A 22,936-nucleotide genomic window follows, 5' to 3' on the forward strand; every position below is an offset into this window, starting at 1 on the left:
CCCCTTTGTTGATCACCGCGCACACGGGCTGGCGGCACGATGCGGAGGCGCCTCTCGTGGAGGAGAAAAGCACCCGCCGAGCGCCTCTCCGTCTGGCGACGCTCGGTATAGTTTTTCCTAGACTCATCTGGCCGCGAGGTGGCGCGATACCTGCTTTCGCACCCGCAAGCTTTTCTTTGAATTCCCACAACCTGGAGAGGAATTCAGATGCAGGCCGGAAACTTCCGCTATTTGACAATATGCTTTATTTAAACGACCCTCCTCGTGTCGGGCCTCTTGAAGCCGAACACGACCGCCCGACCGCGAGAATGTTGAGACGGGGAGGTGTCTGTGCGCATCCAAACTTCGCCATGCGTCTGGCGCACGAGAGTGGGCCGCAGCCTGGTTGCGACCGCCGCGGTGCTGATCGGCAGCCACGTGTCTGCGATCGCGCAATCGAACGGGCGCGAGCCGGTCGACGAAGCCAATCCCCTGGTCGGCACTGCGCCGCTGGATCGAAAGGAGTTGATCGGCAACGCTCCGCCCCCCGGTGAGCCGCTATATTCCGGGATCACCTCCCCAGGTGCGCGCCTTCCGCACGGCGCAGTCGAGGCGGCGCCGGTCAACGTCAACATCGAACAGACCTATCCCACGGGTGTGGCGACCCCCTATTATTATCCGAATCCCACCATGATCGGGTTCACCGGCGGGGGCGGCGCCACCTATGGCGGCGGCGCGCAACCGATCCTGATGCCGATCGTCGGCGACTGGACCGTTCCGCCGGTCTACACCCAGTCCTACTATGACAAGGGGAAGGAAGTCGCTGCGCCGGGCTACTACTCGGTCTACCTCGACAGCTTCCGAACGCGCGCGGAGTTGACCGCCAGCCGGTGGACCAGCTTGATGCGGTTCACCTTTCCGACCACGGATCGCGCCCACATCATCCTCAACCTCCCGTTGCGAGGCGGTGAAGTGGAGATCGTCGGCGACCGTATGGTTCGCGGCATCGCTGCCCGGCGCGGTGATCACGACGCTCCGGACGGACGTTATTTCGTCGCGGAGTTTTCCCACCCCTTCTCGCGTTTCGGCACCTTCCGGAAGTCCGGGGGCAATAATCGGGGCTACGGGATCGGCGACAAGGAGGTGGTCCCCGACGCCCGCTGGATCGCCGGCAGCTACGCCGGCAGCTACCTTGATTTCACGACGCGGGCGGACGCGCCGATCCTGGTGCGAATGGCTCATGGGCCGAGCTATGCCGACGCCGAGCGGCGCCTGCGCGCCGAAAGCGTCGGCTGGGACTTCGACAGCATGCGTGCGCAGGCGCGGCAGGCCTGGGGCCGGCTGCTGGACAAGGTCCAGGTGACCGGCGGCTCTCCCAAGCAGCGGATGCTCTTCTACTCCACGCTGTTCCAGTCCTTCGCGAGCCCGCGCCTGGTCGCGCGCAAGGGCGAGAACTTCGCCGACAGCAAAGGCAGGATGCAGACGGCAACCTACGATCGCTATGGTCCGGTGCCCTTCTGGGACACGGGCAGGAACCAGATCGTGCTCCTGGAGCTGCTCGAGCCGGACGTCGTTCGCGACATCATGCAATCCGAGCTCGACATGGCGCGCGAGCGCGGGTTCATGAACACGTCCTTCCACGGCGACAACGCCGTGTTCCTGTATCTCGGTGCGGCGCGGCGGGGCATCCCGTTCGACTATGCGGCCGCCTATGAGTTCCTCCGCCGCAACGCCACTGACCCCAAGGGCCCACGCGGCTATCTGGCCGAATATCAGAAGAACGGCTGGATATCCGACGTCGTGCCGGACGAGGATCCCAGCCCTCCATATTCGGGCGGCAAGGCAGGTACCGCTAAGACCCTGGAATATGCCTGGGACGATCACGCCATGGCCGAATTTGCGGAAATGCTCGGCCATCGGGAGGATGCCCGGCTGTTCCGCACGCGTGCCGCCAATTACCGCAACGTCTTCCATCGCAAGACAGGCTTCATGCGCGGCCGCACCGCCGACGGTTCATGGATCGCGCCGTTCGACCCGCAGGAGCCCTATTATAACTTCATGATGAAGGAGGCGTCGGGCTGGTCGACGCTGTGGCTGGTCCCGCATGACGTTCGGGGTCTCTCCACCCTGCTCGGCGGACGCGACGCGTTCAACGCCAAGCTCGATCAGTTCTTCAGCACCCCCTACACGCCGAAGGGGATCTGCCGCGACTGCACCGGCATGGTTGGGCAGTACGTCCACGGCAACCAGCCGGACCAGCACGCCCCGTTCCTTTATGCCTGGAGCGGCCAGCCCTGGAAGACGCAGGCGCTGTCCCGGCGCATCCTCGACACGCTCTACGGCAGCGACGCCTCAGGCTATGGCTATGCCGGCATGGACGACCAGGGCGCGACATCCTCCTGGTATGCGCTGACGGCGATGGGCTTCTATCCGGTCGATCCGTCCAGCGACGTCTACGTGCTGTCGAGCCCGATCTTCGACAGCGTGAAGCTGCAGATGGGCAACGGCAAGGTGCTGGAGATCGTGGCGCGCAACAACTCGGCCACCAACCTCTACATTCAGTCGGCGACCCTGAACGGCCATCCCTGGACAAAGCCGTGGTTCCGCCATGCCGATGTGAAGGATGGCGCGACGCTCGTCCTCACCATGGGTGCACGGCCGAATCCGAACTGGGGCAGCGGCCCCGCCGACGTGCCCCCGTCGATGAGTTCGGCTCCCTGAACGAGGTTCCGCTGGCCCCCTCCCCTTGCCCAGCGGCAACATTGCCCCGGAAGATGTCCGCATCTTCCGGGGACTTTTTGTTAGAGTGCGTTGCGTCCGAAGGAAGGCGGCCGGTCTTGCTTCGCGACCCCGAAGCGAGAGGGCTTGGGTCCCATCACGAACTCCAGCGTGCCGCCCCGCGCCAGGTCCGCATGCGAGATCCAGTTGCGCATCCAGCGCCTGCCGTTCCAGCGCACCGATTGGACATAAGGGTTCCCCGGCCCGTTACCGGTCGCCCGCACCCGTAGCGTTCGGCCCTTCCCGACCGAGACTTCCGCCTCGTCGAACAGGGGCGAGCCGAAGACGTAGAGGGCACTCACCGGGTCGACCGGATAGAAGCCGAGCGCACTGAACACGAACCACGCGCTCATCTGTCCGCAGTCATCGTTGCCGATCACTCCGTCCGGATCGTCCTTGTACATTTCGGTCAGCAGCCGGCGCATCATCGCCTGGGTCTTCCACGGCGCGCCTGCAAAGGCGTAGAGATAGGCCGCGTGGTGCGTAGGCTCATTGCCATGGGCATATTGCCCGACCAGCCCGGAGATGTCGGGCGGCGCATTGTCCGGCAGGGTCGAAGGCGCGTTGAAGAAGCTGTCGAGCTTCTTCTCGAACGCTGCATCCCCGCCGAAGTGCTCGATCAAGCCGTAGACGTCGTGCTGGTTCAGGAAGGTTGCCTGCCAGCCGTTCGCCTCGGTATAGTCCCGCCACCAGGCCTTGGGCATGTGCCCGATCTGGACGGGATCGTACGCCTCCCACCACGTGCCATCGGAGAACTTCGGCCGGGCAAAGCCGATCGAGGCGTCCAGCACGTTGCGGTAGTTGCGGCTCCGCGCACGCAGGGCCTTGGCGTCCTCCGCCGCACCCGCTGCCTCGGCGAGGACCGCCATCGCCCAGTCGTCGTACGCATATTCCTGCGTGCGGCTGACCGACTCCCACACCTTGTCGGCGGGAATGTAGCCGAGCTGGTAGTAATGCTCGCGGCCAAGCGAAGCGTCGCTGTCCTTGAAGCTGGGATCGAACGCCCGCCGCCGGATGTTCGGCCAGGCAGCCGCATAGTCGGCCTCGATCCCCTTGACCTTGGCTTCGGCCATCACCGAGACCGAGTGCCAGCCGATCATACAGCCCGTCTCCACCCCCTGGAGCGGCCATACGGGAGGACCATAGGGGCTCTGGGCGGTCTGTCGGATCAGGTCGCGGGTGAACATCGCGGCACGTTCCGGCTGAACCAGCGTCATCAGCGGGTGCAGCGCGCGATAGGTGTCCCAGAGCGAGTAGGTGCTGAACGCCGGCGAGTCCGCGCTGGTCTGATGCACCTGCCGATCGAGGCCGACATAGCGGCCGTCCCGATCCGTGAAGAGCGTCGGCGCCAGAAACGCATGGTAGAGCGCGCTCGTCAGGATCGTGCGTTGCGCTTCGGTGCCGCCCTTCACCCGCACGCGCTGCAACTCGTTTGCCCAGGTCTTGCGCGCCTTGGCGCAGATGCCGTCGAAGTCCCAGCCCGGAACCTCGGCCGCCAGCGCCGCCCGCGCACCCTCCTGCGCGACCGCCGAAAGGCCCGTCTTGATCAGGATCGGATCGCCGCCGGCGTTGTCGAAGAACAGCGCGACCTTCAGCTTGCCGCCCGTGACGCCGCTTGCCCCCTGTGGGGCGGGCTTGTCGTCGTCTCCGAAGAACTCGATGCGATCGGGCGTGCGCGAAAGCTGCATCGCGAAGTGGATGTGGCGCCCCTTGGCCCAGCGGTTGACCTGCCGGCTGCCGGTCAGCACGCCGTCGGGACCCCAGGCGAGCGAGGCATTCTCGAGCAGCACCCCCTTGTCCCAGACATCGAGGATCATGTGCGTGAAATCGATGAGGATGTGGGCCGGGCCAGCGGGGAAGCGATGGCGGCTGATGCCGCACCGCTCGGTCACCGTGAGCTCGCTCAGCACCCCGGATTCGAGGCGAACCCGATAATAGCCGGGCTCCGCATATTCATCGGAGAAGCGCTGCCGATAGCCGAGGTCCGCATCGCCGAGCTTGCCCGGCGTGAGCTTGAGCGGTCCGCGCGTGGGCACCACCAGGACGTCGAGCATGTCGCCGATGCCGGTGCCCGACAGGTGCGTGTGGCTGAACCCCATGATCGAGCCATCGGTCCGGTGATAGCCGGAGCACGCGTCCCAGCGGGAGTTGTCGGTGTCCGGGCTCAACTGCGCCATCCCGAACGGCAGCGACGCGCCTGGAAAGGTATGGCCGTGCCCCCGGTGCCGACGAACACATCCGCCTTTCCGGCGGCGGGCGCCTGTGCCCAGCCGACGCCCGGCATGGCGCCGCCCAATGCAGCGAGACCACTGCCAGCGAGCATCTTCCGGCGATTGGTAACGATCATTGCAACGTCCTCGGGATCAGTAGCGGCTGGCGAGGAGCGCGGGCTTGCGGCGCTCCAGGTCTAGGATCAGGTCGCCAAACAAGCCGTTGACCCAAGCGAACCAGCTGCGCGTGAACTTCGCAGGATTATCCTTGTGGAAGCTCTCGTGCATGAAGCCCGTTCCGCCGTGCGTCGTCTTGAGCCACGTGAGGCACTGACGGATCTCGGCCTCGTCGTCGCTGTTGAAGGCGTGGGTGATGATCGACATCGGCCAGATCATGTCCATGCCGATGTGCGGACCGCCGATCCCCTTGGCTGCCGTACCCTCGAAGAAATACGGATTGCGCGGGCTCCAGGCGAGCTTCGCCGTGCGCCGGAACAGCGGATCCTTGCGATCGGCGGCACCCAACAGCGGCAGCGCCGAAAGGCTCGGGACGTTCGCGTCGTCCATGAAGATCGCATCGCCAAAGCCATTGACCTCATAGGCCCAGACCTGGCCGCCTTCGCCGTCCGGCATCTTGCCGTGCAGGTCGAGCGCCTGGCGCACGCTGGCGGCGAGCGCCAGGCAATCGGCCGCACCTGCGGCATCCCCCCTCGCCTCCTTCAGCACCGTCGCCAGCATCGTCAGCGCAGACACCGCGAACAGGTTGGACGGGATCAGGAAGGGGAAGACGCAGGCGTCGTCGGAGGGACGGAAGCCGGAGTGGATCAGCCCGACCTTGCGCGTCGGCGCGCCATAGCCGTCGAACATCAGCGTCTCGGTCGGCGATGGATGGTTCCTCTGGAAGCGATATGGTCCCGGCCCCTCGAGCCGCTGCTGCTCCTTGAGCGTGGCGACCGCCTTCATCATCCCGCGCGCCCAAAAGTCGTCGAACGGCGTCTTGTCGCGGGTGACCGACCAATAAGACTGGGCAAAGCGCATCGGATAGCAAAGGGAGTCGATCTCCCACTTCCGCTCCGCGACGCCCGGCTTCATCTCGGTCATGTCGTCGCGCGCGCCCAGGTTCGACTTTGCCGTGGTGTCGCGCATGAACGCGTTGGCATAGGGATCGACCAGGATGCAGCGCGCCTGACGCTGGATGGCGCCGACGAACATACGGCGCAGCCCGGCATCCTTGTTCGCCAGATGCACATAGGTCTGGAGCTGTGCGGAGCTGTCGCGCAGCCACATCGCGTCGATGTCGCCGGTGATGACGAAGGTGTCCGGCTTCCCGTCCAAGACGCCGGTCTGAACCGTGGTGTCGAGCGTGTTCGGGTAGCAGTTCTCGAACAGCCAGGCGAGTTCGGGGTCCGCGATCTTTGCCTTCACCCGGCGGATCTCCGCCTCCACCGCGGTGCTCACGAAGCGCCGCTGCGCCCGCGGCGGACGCTTGCTCACGAACTTCGTGCCCTGTGCGCCTGCCGGAACGGCAGCTGCGAGTGCGATCGCTCCGGCGCCCATCATCACGTCGCGTCGACCCAGGGTCATCTGCATATCCTTGCTCATCCTGCTTATTTCGGCGCGCTCATGGAGAAGGGAGCAGCCGCCTTGCCGCTCGCCCAAGCCTTGTTCGGCTTGGCCCCCAGCACGAAGCGCAGGGTGCCGCCCTGCTGCAGCGCCTCGCGCGACAGCCAAGCCTTGTCGTGCGGCTTGCCGTTGAAGGTCGCGGACTGGATGTAGACGTTCTCCGCACTGTTGTTCACGGCCTCGATGGTCAGCACCTTGCCGTTCGGCATCGTCAGCCGGACCGTGCGGAACAGCGGGCTGCCAATCGCATATTCGCCCACCGCGGGCGTGACCGGATAGAAGCCGAGCGCCGAGAAGACGTACCAGGCCGAGGTCTGGCCATTGTCCTCGTCCCCGGGATAGCCGTCCGGCGCCGAGGAGTAGAGCTTCTTGAGCACGTCGCGAACGTGGTACTGCGTCTTCCACGGCGCACCTGCCCAGTCATAGAGATAGGGCATGTGCTGGATCGGCTGATTGCCGTGGGCATATTGGCCCATGTTCACGATCTGCATCTCGCGGATCTCGTGGATCACCTGGCCGTAATAGCTGTCGTCGAATACCGGCGGCGTTGTGAAAACAGAGTCGAGCCGGTCGACGAACTTCTGGTCGCCGCCCATCAGGTCGACCAGCCCCTGCACGTCCTGCATCACCGACCAGCTGTAGTGCACCGAATTCCCTTCGGTGAAGGCGTCGCCCCACTTGTACGGGTTGAACGGCGTGGACCAGCTGCCGTCCTGGTTGCGGCCGCGCATCCATCCGCTCTGCGCGTCGAACAGCTTGCGATAGTTCTGCGCCTGTTGCGCGTACTTCCGGGCGTCCTCGGTCTTGCCGAGCGCCTGCGCCAATCGCGACAGCGAGAAGTCGGCGGTCGCATATTCCAGCGTCCGGGCAGCATTCTCGTTGATGCCAACGTCATACGGCACATAGCCTAGGCGGTTGTAGTATTCGACACCCTCCCGGCCGACGGCGTTCACGACATTCCCGCGCTTGTCCCGCGGCCGTCCTTCGGACGTGGTCGCGTTCTTGACCATCGCCTCGTACAGCGTCTCCACGTCGAAGCCGCGCACGCCGTTCAGATAGGCGTCGGCAATCAGGTTGGCCGAGTTCGACCCGATCATCACGTTGCGGTGCCCTGGGCTAGCCCACTCCGGAAGCCAGCCCGACTCCTTGTACGTGTTGACGAGCCCCTGCATGATCTCGCCATCACGCTCCGGATACATCAGCGCAAACCAGGTGTGAAGGGCGGTGACAAACCAGGCCACAGGACCGCCGGCGCAGTGCCGTCGGGGGCGGAGTAAAATCCGGCCAGTTGGTAAGCTGCTCCCTTTGCGGAGCGGCGGGGATGTTTGTCGTGGAGAGCTACGCAGCGGTCAGACGGTTTGTATTTGTCGAGGGGCATAGTCGCCGGGAAGCGGCGGAGGTGTTCGGGCTGAACCGGGATACGGTACGCAAGATGTGCCTGTATTCGGCGCCTCCTGGATACCGCCGGACGAAACCTCCGACCAAGCCGAAGCTCGGGACGCTGCTACCGGTTATCGACGCAATCCTGGCAGCCGACCGCGAGGCGCCGGGCAAGCAGCAGCACACGGCCAAGCGGATCTTTGAGCGGCTGCGCGACGAGCATGGCTATACGGGCGGCTACACGATGGTGAAGGACCATGTGCGGCTGTGCAGGGCCCGCGGGCGCGAGACCTTCGTGCCGCTGGCGCACCCGCCGGGGCATGCACAGGTCGACTTTGGCGAGGCGGTCGCGGTCGTCGGCGGGGAGCGGATGAAGATCCACTATTTCTGCATGTCGCTGCCGCAGTCGGATGCCTGCTTCTTCAAGGCGTATCCGCGCGAGACGACCGAGGCGTTTCTTGACGGGCACGTGTCGGCATTCGCGTTCTTCGGGGGCGTGCCGCTGTCCATCCTCTACGACAACACAACCATCGCCGTGGCAAAGATCTGCGGCGATGGAACGCGCGAGCGCACACGCGCCTTCACCGAGTTGGTCAGCCACTACCTGTTTCAGGACCGTTTTGCGCGTCCAGCGCGAGGCAACGACAAAGGCAAGGTCGAGGGGCTGGTGAAGTTTGCGCGCAACAACTTCATGGTGCCCGTGCCGGTCGCTGCCAATTTCGATGTCCTGAACGCCAGGTTCGAGGAGTCCTGCCGTACGCGCCAGGGCGAGCATGCCGGTCAGCACGCGCAGACCATTGCCGAGCGGCTGGCGGCAGACGTATCGGCATTGCGCACGCTGCCGTCCGTACCACTGGAGCCATGCGAGAAACGCGCGGCGCGCGTGTCGTCGACCGCGATGGTGCGCTACCGGACCAACGACTATTCGGTGCCGACCGCGTACGGCTACCGCGACGTGATGGTGAAGGGGTTCGTCGACGAGGTCGTCATCATATGCGCGGGCGAAGAGATTGCCCGGCACGCGCGTTGCTACGACGAAGGCGTATTCGTCTCCAACCCACTGCACTATCTCGCGCTCATCGAGACCAAGCCCGGTGCGCTCGACCAGGCGGCAGCCCTTCAGGACTGGAACCTGCCGGACATCTTCCAGCATCTGCGCCACCTGCTCGAGGCCCGGATGGGCAACAAGGGTAAACGCGAGTTCATCCAGGTGCTGCGGCTGCTCGAGGCGATGCCGCTTCCCATCGTCACGGATGCCGTGACCGAGGCAGTCCAGTTGGGCGCACCTGGTTTTGACGCGGTAAAACTCATCGCGCTGGCGCGTATCGAGCGCCGTCCGCCGCGCCTGGATTTAGCGGCGTATCCGCACGTGCCCAAGATGGACGTCAAAACGACGTGCGCGGCCGACTATGCGGTGCTGGCAGCATGACGGACAAGGACGCCATGCCGGTGGGCACGACCGCAGGTACGCCACAGGTGCTGCTCGCCCATCATCTCAAACAACTCAAACTGCCAACCGTTCTGCGCGAGTACGAAAAGGTCGCGCGCGAATGCGCGCAAGGCGGGGTCGACCACACGCGCTACCTGTTGCGGCTTATCGAGTTGGAGCTCATCGACCGCGAGCGCCGGACCATCGAGCGACGGATCCGCGCAGCCCGTTTCCCGGCTGTGAAGAGCTTCGACACCTTCGAGTTCACCGCCATCCCCAGCCTGAACAAGATGATGGTGGTCGAGCTCGCACGGTGCGAATATATCCTGCGCCGCGAGAACGTCATTGCGCTCGGCAACAGCGGGACAGGCAAGACGCATGTAGCCCTCGCGCTCGGCCTGGCGGCTTGCCAGAAGGGCTTCACAGTCGCCTTCACTACCGCGGCCTCGCTGGTGAACCAGTTGATGGAGGCGCGAGACGAGCGACGGCTGCTCAAGCTCCAACGCGAGATGGCGGCCGTGAAGCTGCTCGTCGTCGATGAACTCGGCTACGTCCCGTTGTCCCCGACCGGCGCCGAACTGCTCTTCGAGGTGCTGTCGCAGCGCTACGAGCGCGGCTCGACCATCATCACCTCCAACCTGCCGTTCGAGGACTGGACGCAGGTGCTCGCCTCCGAGCGGCTGACCGGCGCACTGCTCGACCGGCTCACCCACCATGCCACCATCCTGACCATGAACGGCGACAGCTATCGCCTCAAGCAGTCCACCGGACGCAAACGTCGCGGGGCGGAGCAAAACCAGGCCAGTGCCCTGTCCGACCCGGACACCGGTGAGATATTATCTTCCTGACCATCAGGCCGAGGACGGCAACGATATGAAAAGGGCCCCGATCGGGGCCCTTTTCATATCGTCAGCGCGCGCCTCAAGTGGCCTGCTTTTACTCCGCCCCGCTGGCCTGGTTTTGCTCCGCCGTTGACACGCACGCTCGCGTCCCGCCGGCGAACGCGGTTGTGGCATGTGATGCGCGGTCAGCGCGACAGCACCATCGGCTTTCACTTTTCGGGCGGCACGATCAACTATGCCGAACAGGCCCTGGGGCGCTTGTAAGCAGCGCTCAACTCGCTCAGCCACGACGAGGGCCGTCGCAGCCGAAGTGCTGTGATCCGCGCCCCGCTATCCGATCTCGGCTGCCAAAACACCGGCTACGAAGTCTCGGGCGAGTCCGGGGCACTCCTCGACACTGCCGACGGGGGTGAGATCGCGGCTGCCGGATCCTTGCTCAAGAGGATATACAGCACGCCGTAGTATCCGACTCCGGCAGGTCTGAAGGGCGGCGATAGAAGTCGCCGCCGCCTCCGCTCATACGGTCAAATTTGGTGGGCTTCAGGCCGGCTTAACCGGTCCCTCAGGCGCAGAAATGGCACCTCGACAAGCATGTAGCTGAGAGCCGATACTACAATCACACTACCAACAAACACGCAACTAAGAAGAGCAGCGATCACCAGCGTACCTGGAAGATGCCGCTGCACCATCTCAAGTGCCATCAAGATCATCCAGTGACAAAGATAAGCCGAGTAGCTAAGAACGCTGGTCATTGTGATCACCCAGACCACGACGGGGGACTTGGGCCGCCTCAAAGCACGCACAGATGGGAGGCACAACATCGCGCCTATTGAAACCACATTGAACAGCAACGTGCGAGCAAAAAGATCGGTCGTGTAGTCTACGTTCTGGATGTAGACAGCACTCGCAACCAGCATCAAAAGCCCCACTCCCAACGCGACCTTACCATATCTGTGCCACGCCGCCGGGGCGTATCGGAGAACAGCAGCAGCAATCACGCCATATGCGATGGCATCCAGCCTGACGATAGTCGTGTTCCGAATGGTAGGACCCCAAACGGCTCCGAGCTCAATCGCATAGAAGAGACGCAGAGCCAGCGGAAGCGTTAGGGTCAGGACTCGTTGATCACAGCCAGAAGATGACGGTGGCAGCGAGGGCGATTGCGGAGAAGAAGGCGGTGGGGCAGCGGTCGTAGCGGGTAGCGACCCGGCGCCAGTCCTTGAGGCGGCCGAACATGATCTCGATGCGGCTGCGACGCCGATAGCGGCGCTTGTCGTACCGGATCGGTTCGTTGCGCGACCTGCGGCCTGGGATGCAGGGTTGGATGCCTTTAGCCTGGAGGGCGTCCCTGAACCAGTCGGCGTCGTAGCCGCGATCACCAAGCAGCCACTGCGCCTTCGGCATGTCATCGAGTAGCGCTGCCGCGCCGGTGTAGTCGCTGACCTGGCCCGCGGTCATGAAGAAGCTCAAGGGGCGCCCGTTCGCATCGGCGATGGCGTGAAGCTTGGTGTTCATGCCGCCTTTGGTGCGGCCGATCAGGCGGCCAAGATCCCCTTTATGGATGGCTCGCCCCTTATCTGAACCGTTGTTGCTTCACGACAGCGGGTCGTTTGCGGAAGGAGCGAAGGTCATGGACATTTCTGTGCTCGGGATCGATCTTGGCAAGAACAGCTGCAGCGTGGTTGGGCTGGACGCAATTGGCAAGGTTGTCGTCCGCCGACGAATGCGGCGCGAGACAGTCATCACCTACGCGGCGACCTTGCCGGCCTGCGTTGTGGCGATGGAGGCCTGCTGCGGTGCGCATCACATGGGACGTGCCTTGGCGCGACAAGGCCATGCGGTACGATTGATGTCGCCGGAATACGTCCGCCCTTACGTCAAGGCGCAGAAAAACGATGATCGTGATGCCGAGGCGATCGCCGAGGCGGCGACACGGCCGACTATGCGGTTTGTCGAGCTAAAGACCGAGGAGCAACTCGACATGCAGACGCTCCATCGTATCCGTGACCAGCTTGTCGGAGACCGCACCTCCCTGATGAACCAGATCAGGAGCCTCCTCCTCGAACGCGGTTACATCGTCCCACAGGGGCGTGCAAAGCTTGCCCTTCGGCTGGGTGAGATGCTGGATGGTGACGAACCGGTACTCGGCTCCCGCATTCACCGGCTGGTGAGCGACATGCGCCTGCGCTGGAGCGCGCTCGACGAACGGATCGCAGATCTCGATGCCGAGTTCACCGATGCGGCTCGGGCGGATGAACGGACACGGCGATTGCTGACCATTCCCGGCATCGGTGCGCTTAATGCCACTGCGCTGGTGGCAGCGATCGGGGATGCCCGGACCTTCGGGCGCGGGCGCGACCTTGCCGCATGGCTGGGCTTGGTGCCGCGGCAGGCAACGACCGGAGGCAAGCCGCGGTTGCTCGGTATCACCAAACGTGGGAGCCGTTACCTGCGCAAGAACCTGATCCAAGGTGCGCGTGCGTCCCTGCCGGTCATGAGCAAGAGCGATACGCGACTTGGCGCCTGGCTGCGCGGTCTCCTCTCACGTTCTCATCACAACACCGTCGTGGTGGCATTGGCCGCCAAGATGGCGCGTATCGTGTGGGCGCTGCTGCGACACGAGCGCACCTACGATCCGGTTGCACAAGCAGCCTGAACAAGCTCGGCCGGCGCGCCTTGCGCCAGCTAAATGATGTCTGCGGGAGGTGAGTGAAAGATGGCCTGACAGTCGACCGGTGTCCCGGAACCCTATGGCTAAAAATGGCACTCGATGCCGGCCCCTTTATGAGGACCAGGACGCGCGGATCTCCATCTTGGCCAACAACCTCGTGTTGGAAGGCCGGATACGTTTTCGCAGACTGCTCAGAACATCAGACACAAACCGCTTGCCGACGGGGCGAGCCATACGTTTTAACCCGCAGGCTCGATGCCGTGCGGTGAGCCTTCAGGTAGGTTGCGTCGATCATGACCGTCTGCGGCTCGGCGCCGGCTGCAGCCAGACCTTCCATCATTCGCGTGAACACACCGGCCTCGCCCCAACGCTTCCACCGATTGTACAGCGTCTTGTGCGGGCCGTACTCGCCGGGTGCATCTCGCCAGCGCAGCCCGTTGCGATTGACGAATACGATGCCACTCAGCACCCGCCGATCGTCTACCCTCGGCCTCCCGTGGCTCTTGGGAAAGAACGGCCGCAGCCGCTCCATCTGCTCGTTCGTCAGCCAAAACAGGTCACTCATCCCGGTCTCCTTGCGGAGCCTGAATCAGATCGCGACGCTCACATCAATGGGTCCTGACCCTAGGAGGACCACTAACGCTGCGACCAAACCCCTCCTTCGATCTTTTAGTATTATACAAGCTGCTAGCAGCACAAGCGGGAAGATGATGTAGAACCATTCCTCTACTGCGAGACTCCAGGAAACGTTAAACGGATAGGGCTGCACCGGCCAATACAGTGTCTGCGCAAAGACGAAGTACGGCAAGAAGTCGCTGACACTACCGCCGTCAAAGATCCACGGCGGAATTTGGATAAGTAGCCATACCAGATACACAGGAACAGTTCTGAACCATCTTCTGATCCAAAAGTTCTTGACGTCTGCCGAGGTACTGAGTTCGTTTATCTGATTGATGGCGATACCGCCGATCAGGAACCCAGACAGAACGAAGAAAATTTCTACGCCGAGGTAGCCAAACACAAAGAGACCCTCAAGGGCTGGAAACTGATGCTCAACGAGATGCCGCCCATGAGAGAAAAGGACGAAGAGGATGGCGCAAGCGCGTAAGACATCGAGGCCAAAGTTTCGCTTGTGAATGTCCTTTGGCAGCAACAGCGACTTCGCGTAAGCTATCATCATATACCCCCCCGCCACGCGGCTCGACCAGGCAATCCGGCATGGCTTTTGAATCGCGAACCGGCAGGCCTGTAAGGGAAACTTACGGTGGTCGCTACGCTTGTATGCCACCGCGAGCATCGCTTCTGCAGGAGTAAGGCAATTTTTTGATGAACCTCCAACGAGCCCTGGTTTGCGCCTCCGCAATCGCTTGTTTTGCCGCTCCAGTCGTGCCGTGGGTCGAAGCAGCGAGATCAACTCCTCTGTTCAAGATGAGCAGCGCTTCAGCTGCCCCGGGCATCGTTCACGGGGCCAATCAAGGAGCTACGCCTTCAATCCCAGTCGCAACGGACGGTTCCTGCCTGGATCGATTCCGCAAGCTAGTGAAAGAGAACAAGCAGCGAGATCGGAACGTCATTCGGGTCGCTTTCTGGGGTGATAGTTGGGCCGAACGAGTAGACGTACCTGAGGCATTCAAGGACATCGTCGGGTCCGCGCTCGAGATATCAGGTCATGGCTGGATCAGCGTGAACAGCGATTATCGCTCCGGGAAAAGGCCACCGGTTTATAACCTTGATCGCGTCGCCTTCACTAAACTCCCGCGGGCGAGCATGTCGAATAACGCCGGGCTGGGTTCAGACGGGTGGGTCACCGTCGATCATGGCGGGTTGGTTCCAGGCGCGGAATATTCCAGCTTTGGCGCCGCCGCCGATGGGTTCAACATATTCACGACGCGTTCCGACGCGACTGTACGTATCGGAAATCTTCGAACCCAAACCTTGCAGATCTTCTATCGTGATACTCTCGGATCTTTCCGGTATCGAGTTGACGGGGGCCCATGGGCGGCCATGAAGGGTAGCGGGACCGACGCCATCAGGTCCGTGGCCATCGCTGGGCTGGCCGATGGGATCCACGACTTGGAGGTCGACACGAAGGGCAACACCGGCACCGTCGTGGTTTACGGCTTCTACGCGACCCGCGATGTTAAGGGCCTTGAGGTCAGCAAGATTGGCAATGGCGGCGCTACGTCCGTCGACCTCGCTCAAATGGCGGAATTTGGAGCGCCTTACTGGTCGAGGCTTCTGCCGCACATCATCTTCTTGCTTGTTGGAACGAATGACGCGGCACATCTAATAAGCAAGGCGAAGTTCAAAGCGAACTTACAGATCGCAATGAACCGCATCTGGAGGGTCTCACCACACACGATCTTCGTCCTTGTCCCCTCTCCGGAGAACAGTGCGGCGGCGCGTTCGACTGCGCTCGCTCCCTACACGGAAGCGGCCTACGAGTTGGCCACCGCCCCGGAGAACGCCCGGCGGACGGAGTTCTACAACGCGCGTGCCGCTATGGGGCCGCGGGAACCGAGACTCTGGGACGATGCCAAGCACCTCAACCCTAGTGGTGCGCGAACGCTCAACCGCGGGCTGATCGACACGCTGCTGTGGGGCATGGACCTGTGAACTGAGAATAACCGGAAGCGCCGCCTGCTCAGGGGACGCTCTCGCCCCAGGGCGACATCCAGTGCGTGATCGTCCTGCCCGGCATCTTCTCCGACGCGCACCCGGCGCCCGCCGGCGACACCACCATATGCTGTTATGCCGTGCTTGAGGCCCCCTTCAAACCTGGGCTGTCGCGGGCGGACGGCAGCAAACGCCCATTGTGGGACGTCAGCCCTGCGCTATCTGAGTGGATGCTCAAACGGGTCACTTTGCTCAGCCAATTTGGTTTAGGCATCGGATTTATTCGATATGGCGTGGACGGCCCCGGTTGTGTCGGCGGGTGGTTGATCGTCCTGGTCAGCCTGATGTTGTTAACCCTGTCCATCTTGAACGACAGTAAACGCCCAATTGCGGCCGTCGGCTAATGTTGCCATGCTTTCCCCTATGAGCCGCTTCAGAGACGTCAATGGCCGCTTCGTGCCACCGCGCGAATGGGACCTTGTCGCATTTGCTTTAGCCGTGTTTTCGATTGCGCGAGCGTGGCGCTTGCTTGGTTTCTACACGGCGCCTCTACGGTCCGCGATACGTGGATCGTCATCCCTATAGCAGCGCTGCTGACCGCCCGCGGAATATGGCTTCGGCGGAAGCGCGTGGTAAATAGTCGACCTTTCCTGCCTCAGGGGAACGGCCGCTAACCACTCATTTTCAGCGGCTCCAGGTGGAGGTACCCTCCGGCTCGCTCCGGCAGACACCGCCGAAGACCTGGTTCCTAGTCACCTGAATCTAAAGTTCGCCGCATAACGTACGGTCTGCGGCTTGGCAGAAGCGCTTTACGGAGGCGAGTATCTCGTCGGCGGACTTGGTCCATCGGTAGGGCTTCGGGTTCTCGTTGTGGCGCTCGATGAAGGCACGGATGTCCTGCTCGAGCTGATTGGTGGAGGTATGGACGCCGCGGCGCAGTTGCTTGCGGGTAAGTTCGGCAAACCAGCGCTCGACCTGGTTGATCCACGAAGCCGAAGTCGGCGTGAAATGCACATGATAGTGCGGCCTGCGGGCGAGCCAGGCCCGGACGAGCGCGGTTTTGTGGGTCGCGTAATTGTCCATGATGATGTGGACATCGAGATCGGGCGGCACCTGGGCGTCGATCTGCTTAAGGAAGTCCAGAAACTCGGCGGCGCGATGACGCTTGTAGCATTTGCCGATCACGAACCCCGAAGCGATGTCGAGCGCTGCGAACAGCGAGGTCGTGCCGTGACGGACGTAACTGTGAGTGCGCCGCTCGGGTACTCCTGGCATCATCGGCAGGACCGGCTGCTCTCGATCGAGCGCCTGGATCTGGCTCTTCTCGTCGACGCTGAGCACCAACGCGCGGTTAGGCGGGGAGAGATAGAGCCCGACAATGTCGCGGACCTTTTCCACGAACAGGGGATCGCTCGACAGCTTGAACGTCTCCGACCGATGCGGTTGCAGCCCAAAGGCCGACCAGATGCGCCGGATCGTCGTGTGGGAGAAGCCGGTCGCACCCGCCATCGAGCGTATCGACCAGTGGGTCGCGTCAGTTGGCGTGGAGCGGAGTGTGCGCTCGATCACGGCAGCAACCTGATCATCGTCGATCGTTCTCGGTCGTCCGGGCCGAGCCTCGTCCATCAGTCCCTCAACTCGGTCCTTCAGGAAGCGCCGTCGCCACTTACCGACTGTGTGCTCGTGCACGCCCAACTCAGCAGCGACAACCTTGCTCTGAATACCGTCCGCACAGCGAAGGATAATACGGCACCGCTCCGACATCGAGCGAGACACCCGCCGCCGGCGAACCTGCCGCTCCAGATAGTCCCGCTCCTCCGCCTCCAACACCAGAGGCATCGTCGGTCGGCCGCCCGCGTTCGCCATGCCAAGCTCCTCATCAGCGGAGCCAGCATACAATGCGACTTACTTCAGTTCCAGGTGACTAGAGAGTGTGCGGTCGAGCGGCACCGCCGTCGCACCCCTTCGGCTAGATCCAAACTAGACGCGTACCCCTGACTGTTCGACTTCCTTGCGCTAAAGGAGGGCCCCACGAAGAAAGGCGCTCCCGATGGACCGAGACAAACTCATCATCATCAAGCCCGACTTTGTTGATCCGACCTTGTCAGGCACACGCTTCTACTGCTGGCACTGTGCGCTGATGGAAGGCGTCCTCGTCAGCTTCCCTACACTGGCGACGCGTATCGACGTTCTCCGGGTCGACTGGGCCCGACCGAGACAGGCGGTTGTCGAGTTGGTCGGAGCCGAGAACCAATCGCTCCCGCTCCTCCTGCTGGCCGATGATGCCGACGCTCGAATAGCAACCGGGAGCCATAACGGACAAGCCTTCGTGCAAGGCAAAGATGCGATCCTAGAGGCGCTGTCGCGCCGACACGGAATCCCGTTCCCGCATCCATGATCAAGAAGGAGCGCACCAGCTTCACCGCTCGATTCCGAAAAGAGTTGGCACGCCGTCCGCCGAACCGGCTGCGGCCCGGAGCCAGACGCCAGAGGCGGACACCGGTGGCTTCACAACCTGATCGCCTCAGCGTGCACGAGCACTGCTTCTACAAGCCCTCCTCATGTTCGATGCAGGCGGCAACTCTGGCGTCGAAATAAGCGAGAGCGGCGGCTCTTTTGTCGGGGGGCAGCATCGGAAGCGCGAATGGCGCGGTTCTCCCCAACCCAAGGGCGGCGCCGCAAGCAGTGTCCTCCTCTGCTTGTCGCGAACAAGCGTAGATCGCATCCTCAAGCTGGGCACTATGCACCGCCGCCGAGCAGGACCGGACGCTATCGGCCAGGCTCGGCTCCGCCAGACCCGCCACCAGGATCGTCAGAAACACTGCAGGTCCCTTTCTGTGTGCCGCCTGCTGGCGGACTGGCAGAGCTGACGCCACTCGGCAACGGTGACCATAGCCGCCGTCAAACTACCGATCCTCCCGATCCGCCGCTGCGAGGGGGATCGACACGACGATCAACTGCAGAAGCAGGAAGAGGTGACGGGCGTCACCGCCAGCTGGCTCGATAGCGGCGCCGCGAAGAAGTGGACTGCGCTCGCAAGCTGTCCCGCACCCATGCCAACGAAGCGAGCACCCCCGCGACGACGCCCGAGAGCACCGTCAGAAATCTCCGCAATGCTTAGTTGGACCGTCTCTACGGTCCCGGACGCCCGACCTCTACCAGGCGATGACCGCGTCGCTGAGCGAGTTTGCCGTCACCAAAGTCGAAGCAGTCCAACGCGCAGCTGCGGAATGCCGTAGAAGCTAGCACCACAACGACAAAAGAAGCGAATGAAAAGAGTTGGCTGGGGCGGCAGGATTCGAACCTGCGAATGCCGGTACCAAAAACCGGTGCCTTACCGCTTGGCGACGCCCCAACAGCCGCGGGGCCTTATACCGGCCCCGGGCGTGGTGGGAAGGGGGTTATGCGTCGATCCGCTCGAGCCAGCCGTAGGGGTCCTCGGTGCGGCCGCGCTGCAGGTTCACCAACGTGTCGCGTAGCGCGATCGTACGCTCGCCCGGGCCGCCGTTGCCGATCGAGAAGCTGCCCTGTGGCGAGGATACCTTGCCGATCGGGGTCACCACCGCCGCGGTGCCGCAGGCAAATGCTTCGCGAAGCCGGCCGCTGCGGGCATCTGCCTCCCACTGGTCGATCCCATAACGTTCCTCGCGCACCGTGATCCCCTGGTCGCGGGCAAGGCGCAGGATCGAATCACGGGTAATGCCGGGCAGGATCGTGCCGGTCAGCGGCGGCGTCAGCATGCTGCCGTCGTCGAACACGAAGAAGATGTTCATACCGCCCAGTTCCTCGACCCAGCGGCGCTCGGCTGCATCGAGGAAGACGACTTGGTCGCAGCCCTGGCGGATCGCCTCCGCCTGCGCCACCAGGCTGGCTGCATAGTTGCCGCCGCACTTCGCGTCACCGGTGCCGCCCGGCGCTGCGCGCGTATATTCCTGGGAGACCCACAGCGACACGCTCGGCGCGCCGCCCTTGAAATAGGCGCCGACCGACGAGGCGAGCACGATGTAGAGATACTCGGCCGAAGGCTTCACGCCCAGGAACACCTCGCTCGCGAACATGAACGGGCGCAGGTAGAGCGCCCCGCCCTCGCCCTCGGGAATCCAGTCCCGCTCGACCAGCGAGAGCTCCCGGCAGGACGCGAGGAACAGCTCCTCCGGCAGCTCCGGCATCTCCATGCGGCGCGCCGAACGACGGAAGCGCTTGGCATTCTCTTCCGGACGGAAAAGGCCGACACCGCCGTCCTCGAGCCGGTACGCCTTCAGCCCCTCGAAGATTTCCTGGGCATAGTGGAGCACCGCCGCTGCGGGGTCCATCTGCACGGGGCCGCGCGCGACGATCTGCATGTCGTGCCAGCCCTTCTCGTCGGACCAGCGTGCAATCGCCATGTGATCGGTGAACACGCGACCGAAGCCCGGGCTCACCAGCTTGTCCGCACGCTCGCTGGCCGGGAGCGGCGAGGCGTTCGGCGTAAGAGGAAAGCGCGTTTCGGACTGGTCGATCATGATCTGCTCCGCAATCGGACGGCGCGGTGCCGTTCCGGCTTGCCGTGGCCTAAGCCCACTGGCAGAACAGGTCAACATGACTGTCCCAAATCGTGCAGCCTCGGCCCAGTTCCTCCGGGAGACGGAAATCCGCCGCGGCTTCGAGCTGCTCTATTTCGGGCATTCCAATCTGACCCGCGTGACCGACGCCGAGCTCGAAGCGCACAAGCTCGGCAGGGCGCATTACCGGGCCCTCTACTTCATTGCGCGTAAGCCCAGCCTGTCGGTGAGCGAACTGCTGCGGCTGCTCGCCATCACGAAGCAGTCGCTGGGGCGCGTGCTGGGTGAGCTTTCCGAACGCGGACTGGTGGAAAGCCGAAGCGACGACCGGGACGCGCGCAGGCGGCTGCTGAAGCTCACGCCGGAAGGGGCTGCGCTGGAGAGCCGCCTGTATCAGCTCGTGCGGGAGCGGCTGGCGAAAGCCTATCAGACGGCCGGACCCGAAGCGGTCGCAGGGTTCTGGACGGTGCTCGAAAGTCTCATCCCCGACAGCGACCGTCCGATGATCCGGGCACTCGGCGAGCGCTGATCAGCCGCGCGCAGCGGCCGCCATCTCGGCGTTGCGCCGAGCCGATGCGGCCAGCGTCTCCGCCATCAGACGACGCAGAGCGTCCTCGCGGTCGAGCACGTTGAGGCCCTCACGGGTGGAGCCGCCCGGGCTCGCGACCCGGTCGGCCAGGGTCGCGGGCGAAGCCTCCGTCCCGCTGGCCAACGCTCCTGCGCCTTCGACGGTCGCGATCGCCAGGCGTCGCGCCTGGTCCTCCGGAAGGCCGAGTGCCGCGCCCGCCGCGCCCATCGCGTCGATGAAGCGGAAGACGAAGCCGGGGCCGCATCCGGACAGCGCAGTCACCGCATCGAAGAGCCCCTCCTCACCGATCCATTCGACGGTGCCGAGCGGCGCCATCAGCGCCGTCGCCGCACCACGTAGCCCCTCATCAAGGCTATCGCTGTGCAGCGCCACCACCCCCTTGCCGATCGAAACGGGCAGGTTCGGCATCGCGCGGACGATGGCATCCGCCTGGAACCGGGCCGCAAGCGCTGCATTCTCCACGCCTGCCAGGATCGACAGCAGAAGCTTGGGGCGAAGCTGCGCAACCGCGGTCTGCGCGATGATGTCGAGCTGCTGCGGCTTTACGCCCAGCATCACGGTCGCTGGTGCAGGCGCATCGGCAGGCACCTCGGTCAGCACGCGAATGCCGTCGATCGGCAGCGTGCCGCTGCGATTGATGACCGTGACGTCGGTGGCAGACACGTGGCCGGTCTCCAGCCAACGGCGCAGCATCGCTCCGGCCATGTTGCCACATCCGACCAGCCAGATCGGTCCGGCGAGCGGCTGCGTCACGCCTCGCCCCGCGTCTCGATCATCGAGGCGGCGATTGCCTCTCGCGGAGACTTGCCGCCCCACAATACGAACTGGAACACCGGATAGAAGCGCTCGCACTCGTCAATCGCGGTATCGACCAGAACCTCAGCCTGCTCCAACGAGAGCGCCGCTTCCTCGACATCGATCATCGCTGCGTGGCGGAACAGCAGGATGCCGCTCGACGACCAAAGTTCGAAGTGGCCGATCCACAGCTGCTCGTTGATCAGGCCGATCGCTTCATAGATCGAGCCGCGACGATCGTCCGCCACGCGCACGTCCGGAAAGGCCAGGAACTGGAGCACGCCGTCGTCCGCCCGCCAGATCGCGCGCAGCTCGAACTCGGTCCAGCTTCCCTTGACCTTGGCGACGATCTCATCCTCGTCGCGCTGGTGCGACCAGCCGTGCGCGGCGAAGTAGCGCTCCAACATGTCGATCGGAGCGGCAGCGTCGCGATCATCCTCGGCTTCGTCGAGCATCAGGTCCTTTCCGGGTGGGCAGTCGTCATGGTTCGGAAATGCCAAGCGGCGCGCACCGACACAAGGTCGACGCGCGCCGCTTGGTCCAGAAAGCTGGGGAAAACCCGTTAGCCGATGCTGTCGCCCGCAAGCGGTTCGGCCGCCATGGGGGCCGTGCTTCCGCCGGCGAGCTTCGCCTCCATGGCTTCCAGTCGTGCCTTCAGGCCATCTGCCTCGTCCCGCGCGGCAACGGCCATCGCCTTCACGACCTCGAACTCGTCGCGGCTGACGAAGTCGAGCCCGCCGACGAATTCACGCACCCGCTCGCGCGCTGCGCTTTCGCCCTCACGTGCCATGCCAGCCAGCGTGCCGGCAGCACCGTTCACGAACTTGGCGAAATCGTCGAAGATCCGGTTTTCGGATTGCATGTGTCAGGTCCTTCCCGCGTCTAGATCGCCATTTGGGCAGACGAGGTCGCGGGCACAAGGGTTTCGGCACCCGGATTACGCCGATCGATCTCCCAGGTGAGCGCCGTCGCCAGGATCAGCCACGCGACATAGGGCACGAAAAGCAGCGCCGCACGCGGGCGGATCCGGGCAAACAGCCAGGCCGTAAGCGCCACCACAACAAGCAGCACCAGGATCAACGCCAGAGCCGCGGACACCCGATGCGCTCCGAAGAACAGAGGCATCCAGGCGAGGTTGAGCACCAGTTGCACCACAAAGGCGCTGACGGCGATCCCACGCCCGCGCGCGCCCCGCGCATCGAGTACCATGGCCAAGGCCACGCCCAGAAGCACGTAGATCAGCGTCCAGGCGACCGGAAAGGCCCAGTCCGGCGGCGTGAACCAAGGCTTCGCCAGGGCGGCATACCAGGCGTTCTGGGATCCCGCGGGAACCAGACTGCCCGCGGCAAGGCCCAGGAGGAGGACGAGCGGCACGGTCACGATCGCCCACCGCAGTAAGCCCGCACGCAGTTGCGCTCTGGAAGCGATCTCGTTCACGCGCTCAATCCTGTTCATCCGGCCGCGTTGTCTGCGGTGCGGCCGG

At 63.7% G+C, this 22,936-nt stretch carries 19 protein-coding genes, 1 tRNA gene and 3 pseudogenes; 9 read left to right on the plus strand and 14 right to left on the minus strand.

Features of this window, described 5'->3' with window-relative positions; all coding sequences use genetic code 11:
• Window positions 1–369 precede the first annotated feature (369 nt).
• Window positions 370–2,700 (plus strand): GH92 family glycosyl hydrolase, encoded by a 2,331-nt coding sequence (locus EDF69_RS10840; RefSeq protein WP_339538286.1) that lies wholly within the window; start codon window positions 370–372, stop codon window positions 2,698–2,700.
• 80 nt (window positions 2,701–2,780) lie between these two features.
• Here EDF69_RS10840 and EDF69_RS10845 read toward each other — a convergent pair.
• The 3 genes and pseudogenes from EDF69_RS10845 to EDF69_RS10855 form a co-directional block, all read right to left on the minus strand.
• Window positions 2,781–5,104: pseudogene (locus EDF69_RS10845) on the minus strand (GH92 family glycosyl hydrolase).
• A 16-nt stretch (window positions 5,105–5,120) separates the two neighbouring features.
• Window positions 5,121–6,551: a glycoside hydrolase family 125 protein gene (locus EDF69_RS10850; protein ID WP_132884535.1), complete on the minus strand. Its 1,431-nt coding sequence runs from the start codon at window positions 6,549–6,551 to the stop codon at window positions 5,121–5,123.
• Window positions 6,552–6,574: 23 nt separating this feature from the next.
• A complete protein-coding gene (locus EDF69_RS10855; protein WP_339538289.1) occupies window positions 6,575–7,831 on the minus strand; it encodes a GH92 family glycosyl hydrolase in 1,257 nt (418 codons plus the stop codon).
• Window positions 7,832–7,911: 80 nt separating this feature from the next.
• On the opposite strand from EDF69_RS10855, the gene istA reads away from it, so the two are divergent.
• The 3 genes from istA to EDF69_RS19815 all read left to right on the plus strand — a co-directional run bounded on the left by istA (window position 7,912) and on the right by EDF69_RS19815 (window position 10,505).
• Window positions 7,912–9,399 (plus strand): IS21 family transposase, encoded by a 1,488-nt coding sequence (istA, locus tag EDF69_RS10860; RefSeq protein WP_132884630.1) that lies wholly within the window; start codon window positions 7,912–7,914, stop codon window positions 9,397–9,399.
• A gap of 14 nt (window positions 9,400–9,413) precedes the next feature.
• Window positions 9,414–10,247, plus strand: coding sequence for an IS21-like element helper ATPase IstB (gene istB, locus EDF69_RS10865; protein ID WP_204991410.1), 834 nt, complete (start codon window positions 9,414–9,416; stop codon window positions 10,245–10,247).
• A 123-nt stretch (window positions 10,248–10,370) separates the two neighbouring features.
• Entirely contained in the window at window positions 10,371–10,505 is a 135-nt protein-coding gene (locus EDF69_RS19815; RefSeq protein WP_274611211.1) for a hypothetical protein, read from the plus strand.
• A 260-nt stretch (window positions 10,506–10,765) separates the two neighbouring features.
• Here EDF69_RS19815 and EDF69_RS10870 read toward each other — a convergent pair whose 3' ends face one another.
• Together EDF69_RS10870 and EDF69_RS10875 are read right to left on the minus strand one after the other, a co-directional pair.
• The gene (locus EDF69_RS10870; RefSeq protein ID WP_132884641.1) at window positions 10,766–11,239 is read right to left on the minus strand and encodes an acyltransferase family protein; all 474 of its coding nucleotides are present in this window, start codon (window positions 11,237–11,239) and stop codon (window positions 10,766–10,768) included.
• 127 nt (window positions 11,240–11,366) lie between these two features.
• Window positions 11,367–11,804: pseudogene (locus EDF69_RS10875) on the minus strand (IS5 family transposase); the annotation flags it as partial.
• Between the two features lie 67 nt (window positions 11,805–11,871).
• On the opposite strand from EDF69_RS10875, the gene EDF69_RS10880 reads away from it, so the two are divergent.
• Window positions 11,872–12,897, plus strand: a complete 1,026-nt coding sequence (locus EDF69_RS10880; protein WP_132884636.1) for an IS110 family transposase — start codon at window positions 11,872–11,874, stop codon at window positions 12,895–12,897.
• Between the two features lie 235 nt (window positions 12,898–13,132).
• Here the strand turns inward: EDF69_RS10880 and EDF69_RS10885 are convergent.
• Together EDF69_RS10885 and EDF69_RS10890 are read right to left on the minus strand one after the other, a co-directional pair.
• Window positions 13,133–13,477: pseudogene (locus tag EDF69_RS10885) on the minus strand (transposase); the annotation flags it as partial.
• A 24-nt stretch (window positions 13,478–13,501) separates the two neighbouring features.
• Window positions 13,502–14,200 carry an acyltransferase family protein gene (locus tag EDF69_RS10890; RefSeq protein ID WP_204991366.1) on the minus strand — a complete coding sequence of 233 codons (699 nt, stop codon included), beginning with the start codon at window positions 14,198–14,200 and terminating at the stop codon, window positions 13,502–13,504.
• Window positions 14,201–14,451: 251 nt separating this feature from the next.
• Between EDF69_RS10890 and EDF69_RS19905 the strand changes: the two genes are divergently transcribed.
• Both EDF69_RS19905 and EDF69_RS10900 read left to right on the plus strand, forming a co-directional pair.
• Window positions 14,452–15,528 (plus strand): GDSL-type esterase/lipase family protein, encoded by a 1,077-nt coding sequence (locus tag EDF69_RS19905; RefSeq protein WP_165890092.1) that lies wholly within the window; start codon window positions 14,452–14,454, stop codon window positions 15,526–15,528.
• 65 nt (window positions 15,529–15,593) lie between these two features.
• Entirely contained in the window at window positions 15,594–15,932 is a 339-nt protein-coding gene (locus EDF69_RS10900) for a hypothetical protein (RefSeq protein ID WP_132884628.1), read from the plus strand.
• A gap of 358 nt (window positions 15,933–16,290) precedes the next feature.
• Here the strand turns inward: EDF69_RS10900 and EDF69_RS10905 are convergent, their stop codons facing one another.
• Window positions 16,291–17,394, minus strand: coding sequence for an IS630 family transposase (locus tag EDF69_RS10905; protein ID WP_132884640.1), 1,104 nt, complete (start codon window positions 17,392–17,394; stop codon window positions 16,291–16,293).
• Window positions 17,395–17,578: 184 nt separating this feature from the next.
• On the opposite strand from EDF69_RS10905, the gene EDF69_RS10910 reads away from it, so the two are divergent.
• The gene (locus EDF69_RS10910) at window positions 17,579–17,926 is read left to right on the plus strand and encodes a DUF3088 domain-containing protein (protein ID WP_132882052.1); all 348 of its coding nucleotides are present in this window, start codon (window positions 17,579–17,581) and stop codon (window positions 17,924–17,926) included.
• Between the two features lie 882 nt (window positions 17,927–18,808).
• On the opposite strand, the gene EDF69_RS10915 is transcribed toward EDF69_RS10910, so the two are convergent.
• Window positions 18,809–18,883 (minus strand) — tRNA-Gln (locus EDF69_RS10915).
• Window positions 18,884–18,929: 46 nt separating this feature from the next.
• Entirely contained in the window at window positions 18,930–20,030 is a 1,101-nt protein-coding gene (locus EDF69_RS10920; protein ID WP_132882051.1) for a branched-chain amino acid aminotransferase, read from the minus strand.
• A 76-nt stretch (window positions 20,031–20,106) separates the two neighbouring features.
• Between EDF69_RS10920 and EDF69_RS10925 the strand changes: the two genes are divergently transcribed.
• On the plus strand, window positions 20,107–20,598 hold the full coding sequence (locus EDF69_RS10925; RefSeq protein ID WP_125959979.1) for a MarR family winged helix-turn-helix transcriptional regulator: 492 nt from the start codon (window positions 20,107–20,109) through the stop codon (window positions 20,596–20,598).
• Here the strand turns inward: EDF69_RS10925 and proC are convergent, their stop codons facing one another.
• From proC to EDF69_RS10945, 4 genes are all read right to left on the minus strand, one after another.
• Complete coding sequence (gene proC, locus EDF69_RS10930; RefSeq protein ID WP_132882050.1) at window positions 20,599–21,411, minus strand: pyrroline-5-carboxylate reductase; 813 nt, start codon at window positions 21,409–21,411, stop codon at window positions 20,599–20,601.
• Complete coding sequence (locus tag EDF69_RS10935) at window positions 21,408–21,908, minus strand: YbjN domain-containing protein (protein ID WP_132882049.1); 501 nt, start codon at window positions 21,906–21,908, stop codon at window positions 21,408–21,410. Before EDF69_RS10935 ends, proC begins: the two co-directional genes overlap by 4 nt.
• Before the next feature lie 107 nt (window positions 21,909–22,015).
• Window positions 22,016–22,315 (minus strand): accessory factor UbiK family protein, encoded by a 300-nt coding sequence (locus EDF69_RS10940; protein ID WP_132882048.1) that lies wholly within the window; start codon window positions 22,313–22,315, stop codon window positions 22,016–22,018.
• A gap of 20 nt (window positions 22,316–22,335) precedes the next feature.
• Window positions 22,336–22,890, minus strand: a complete 555-nt coding sequence (locus EDF69_RS10945) for a tryptophan-rich sensory protein (RefSeq protein ID WP_132882047.1) — start codon at window positions 22,888–22,890, stop codon at window positions 22,336–22,338.
• Between the last annotated feature and the right edge of the window lie 46 nt (window positions 22,891–22,936).

The sequence above is a fragment of the Sphingomonas sp. JUb134 genome (genome assembly GCF_004341505.2).
Taxonomy (GTDB): domain Bacteria; phylum Pseudomonadota; class Alphaproteobacteria; order Sphingomonadales; family Sphingomonadaceae; genus Sphingomonas.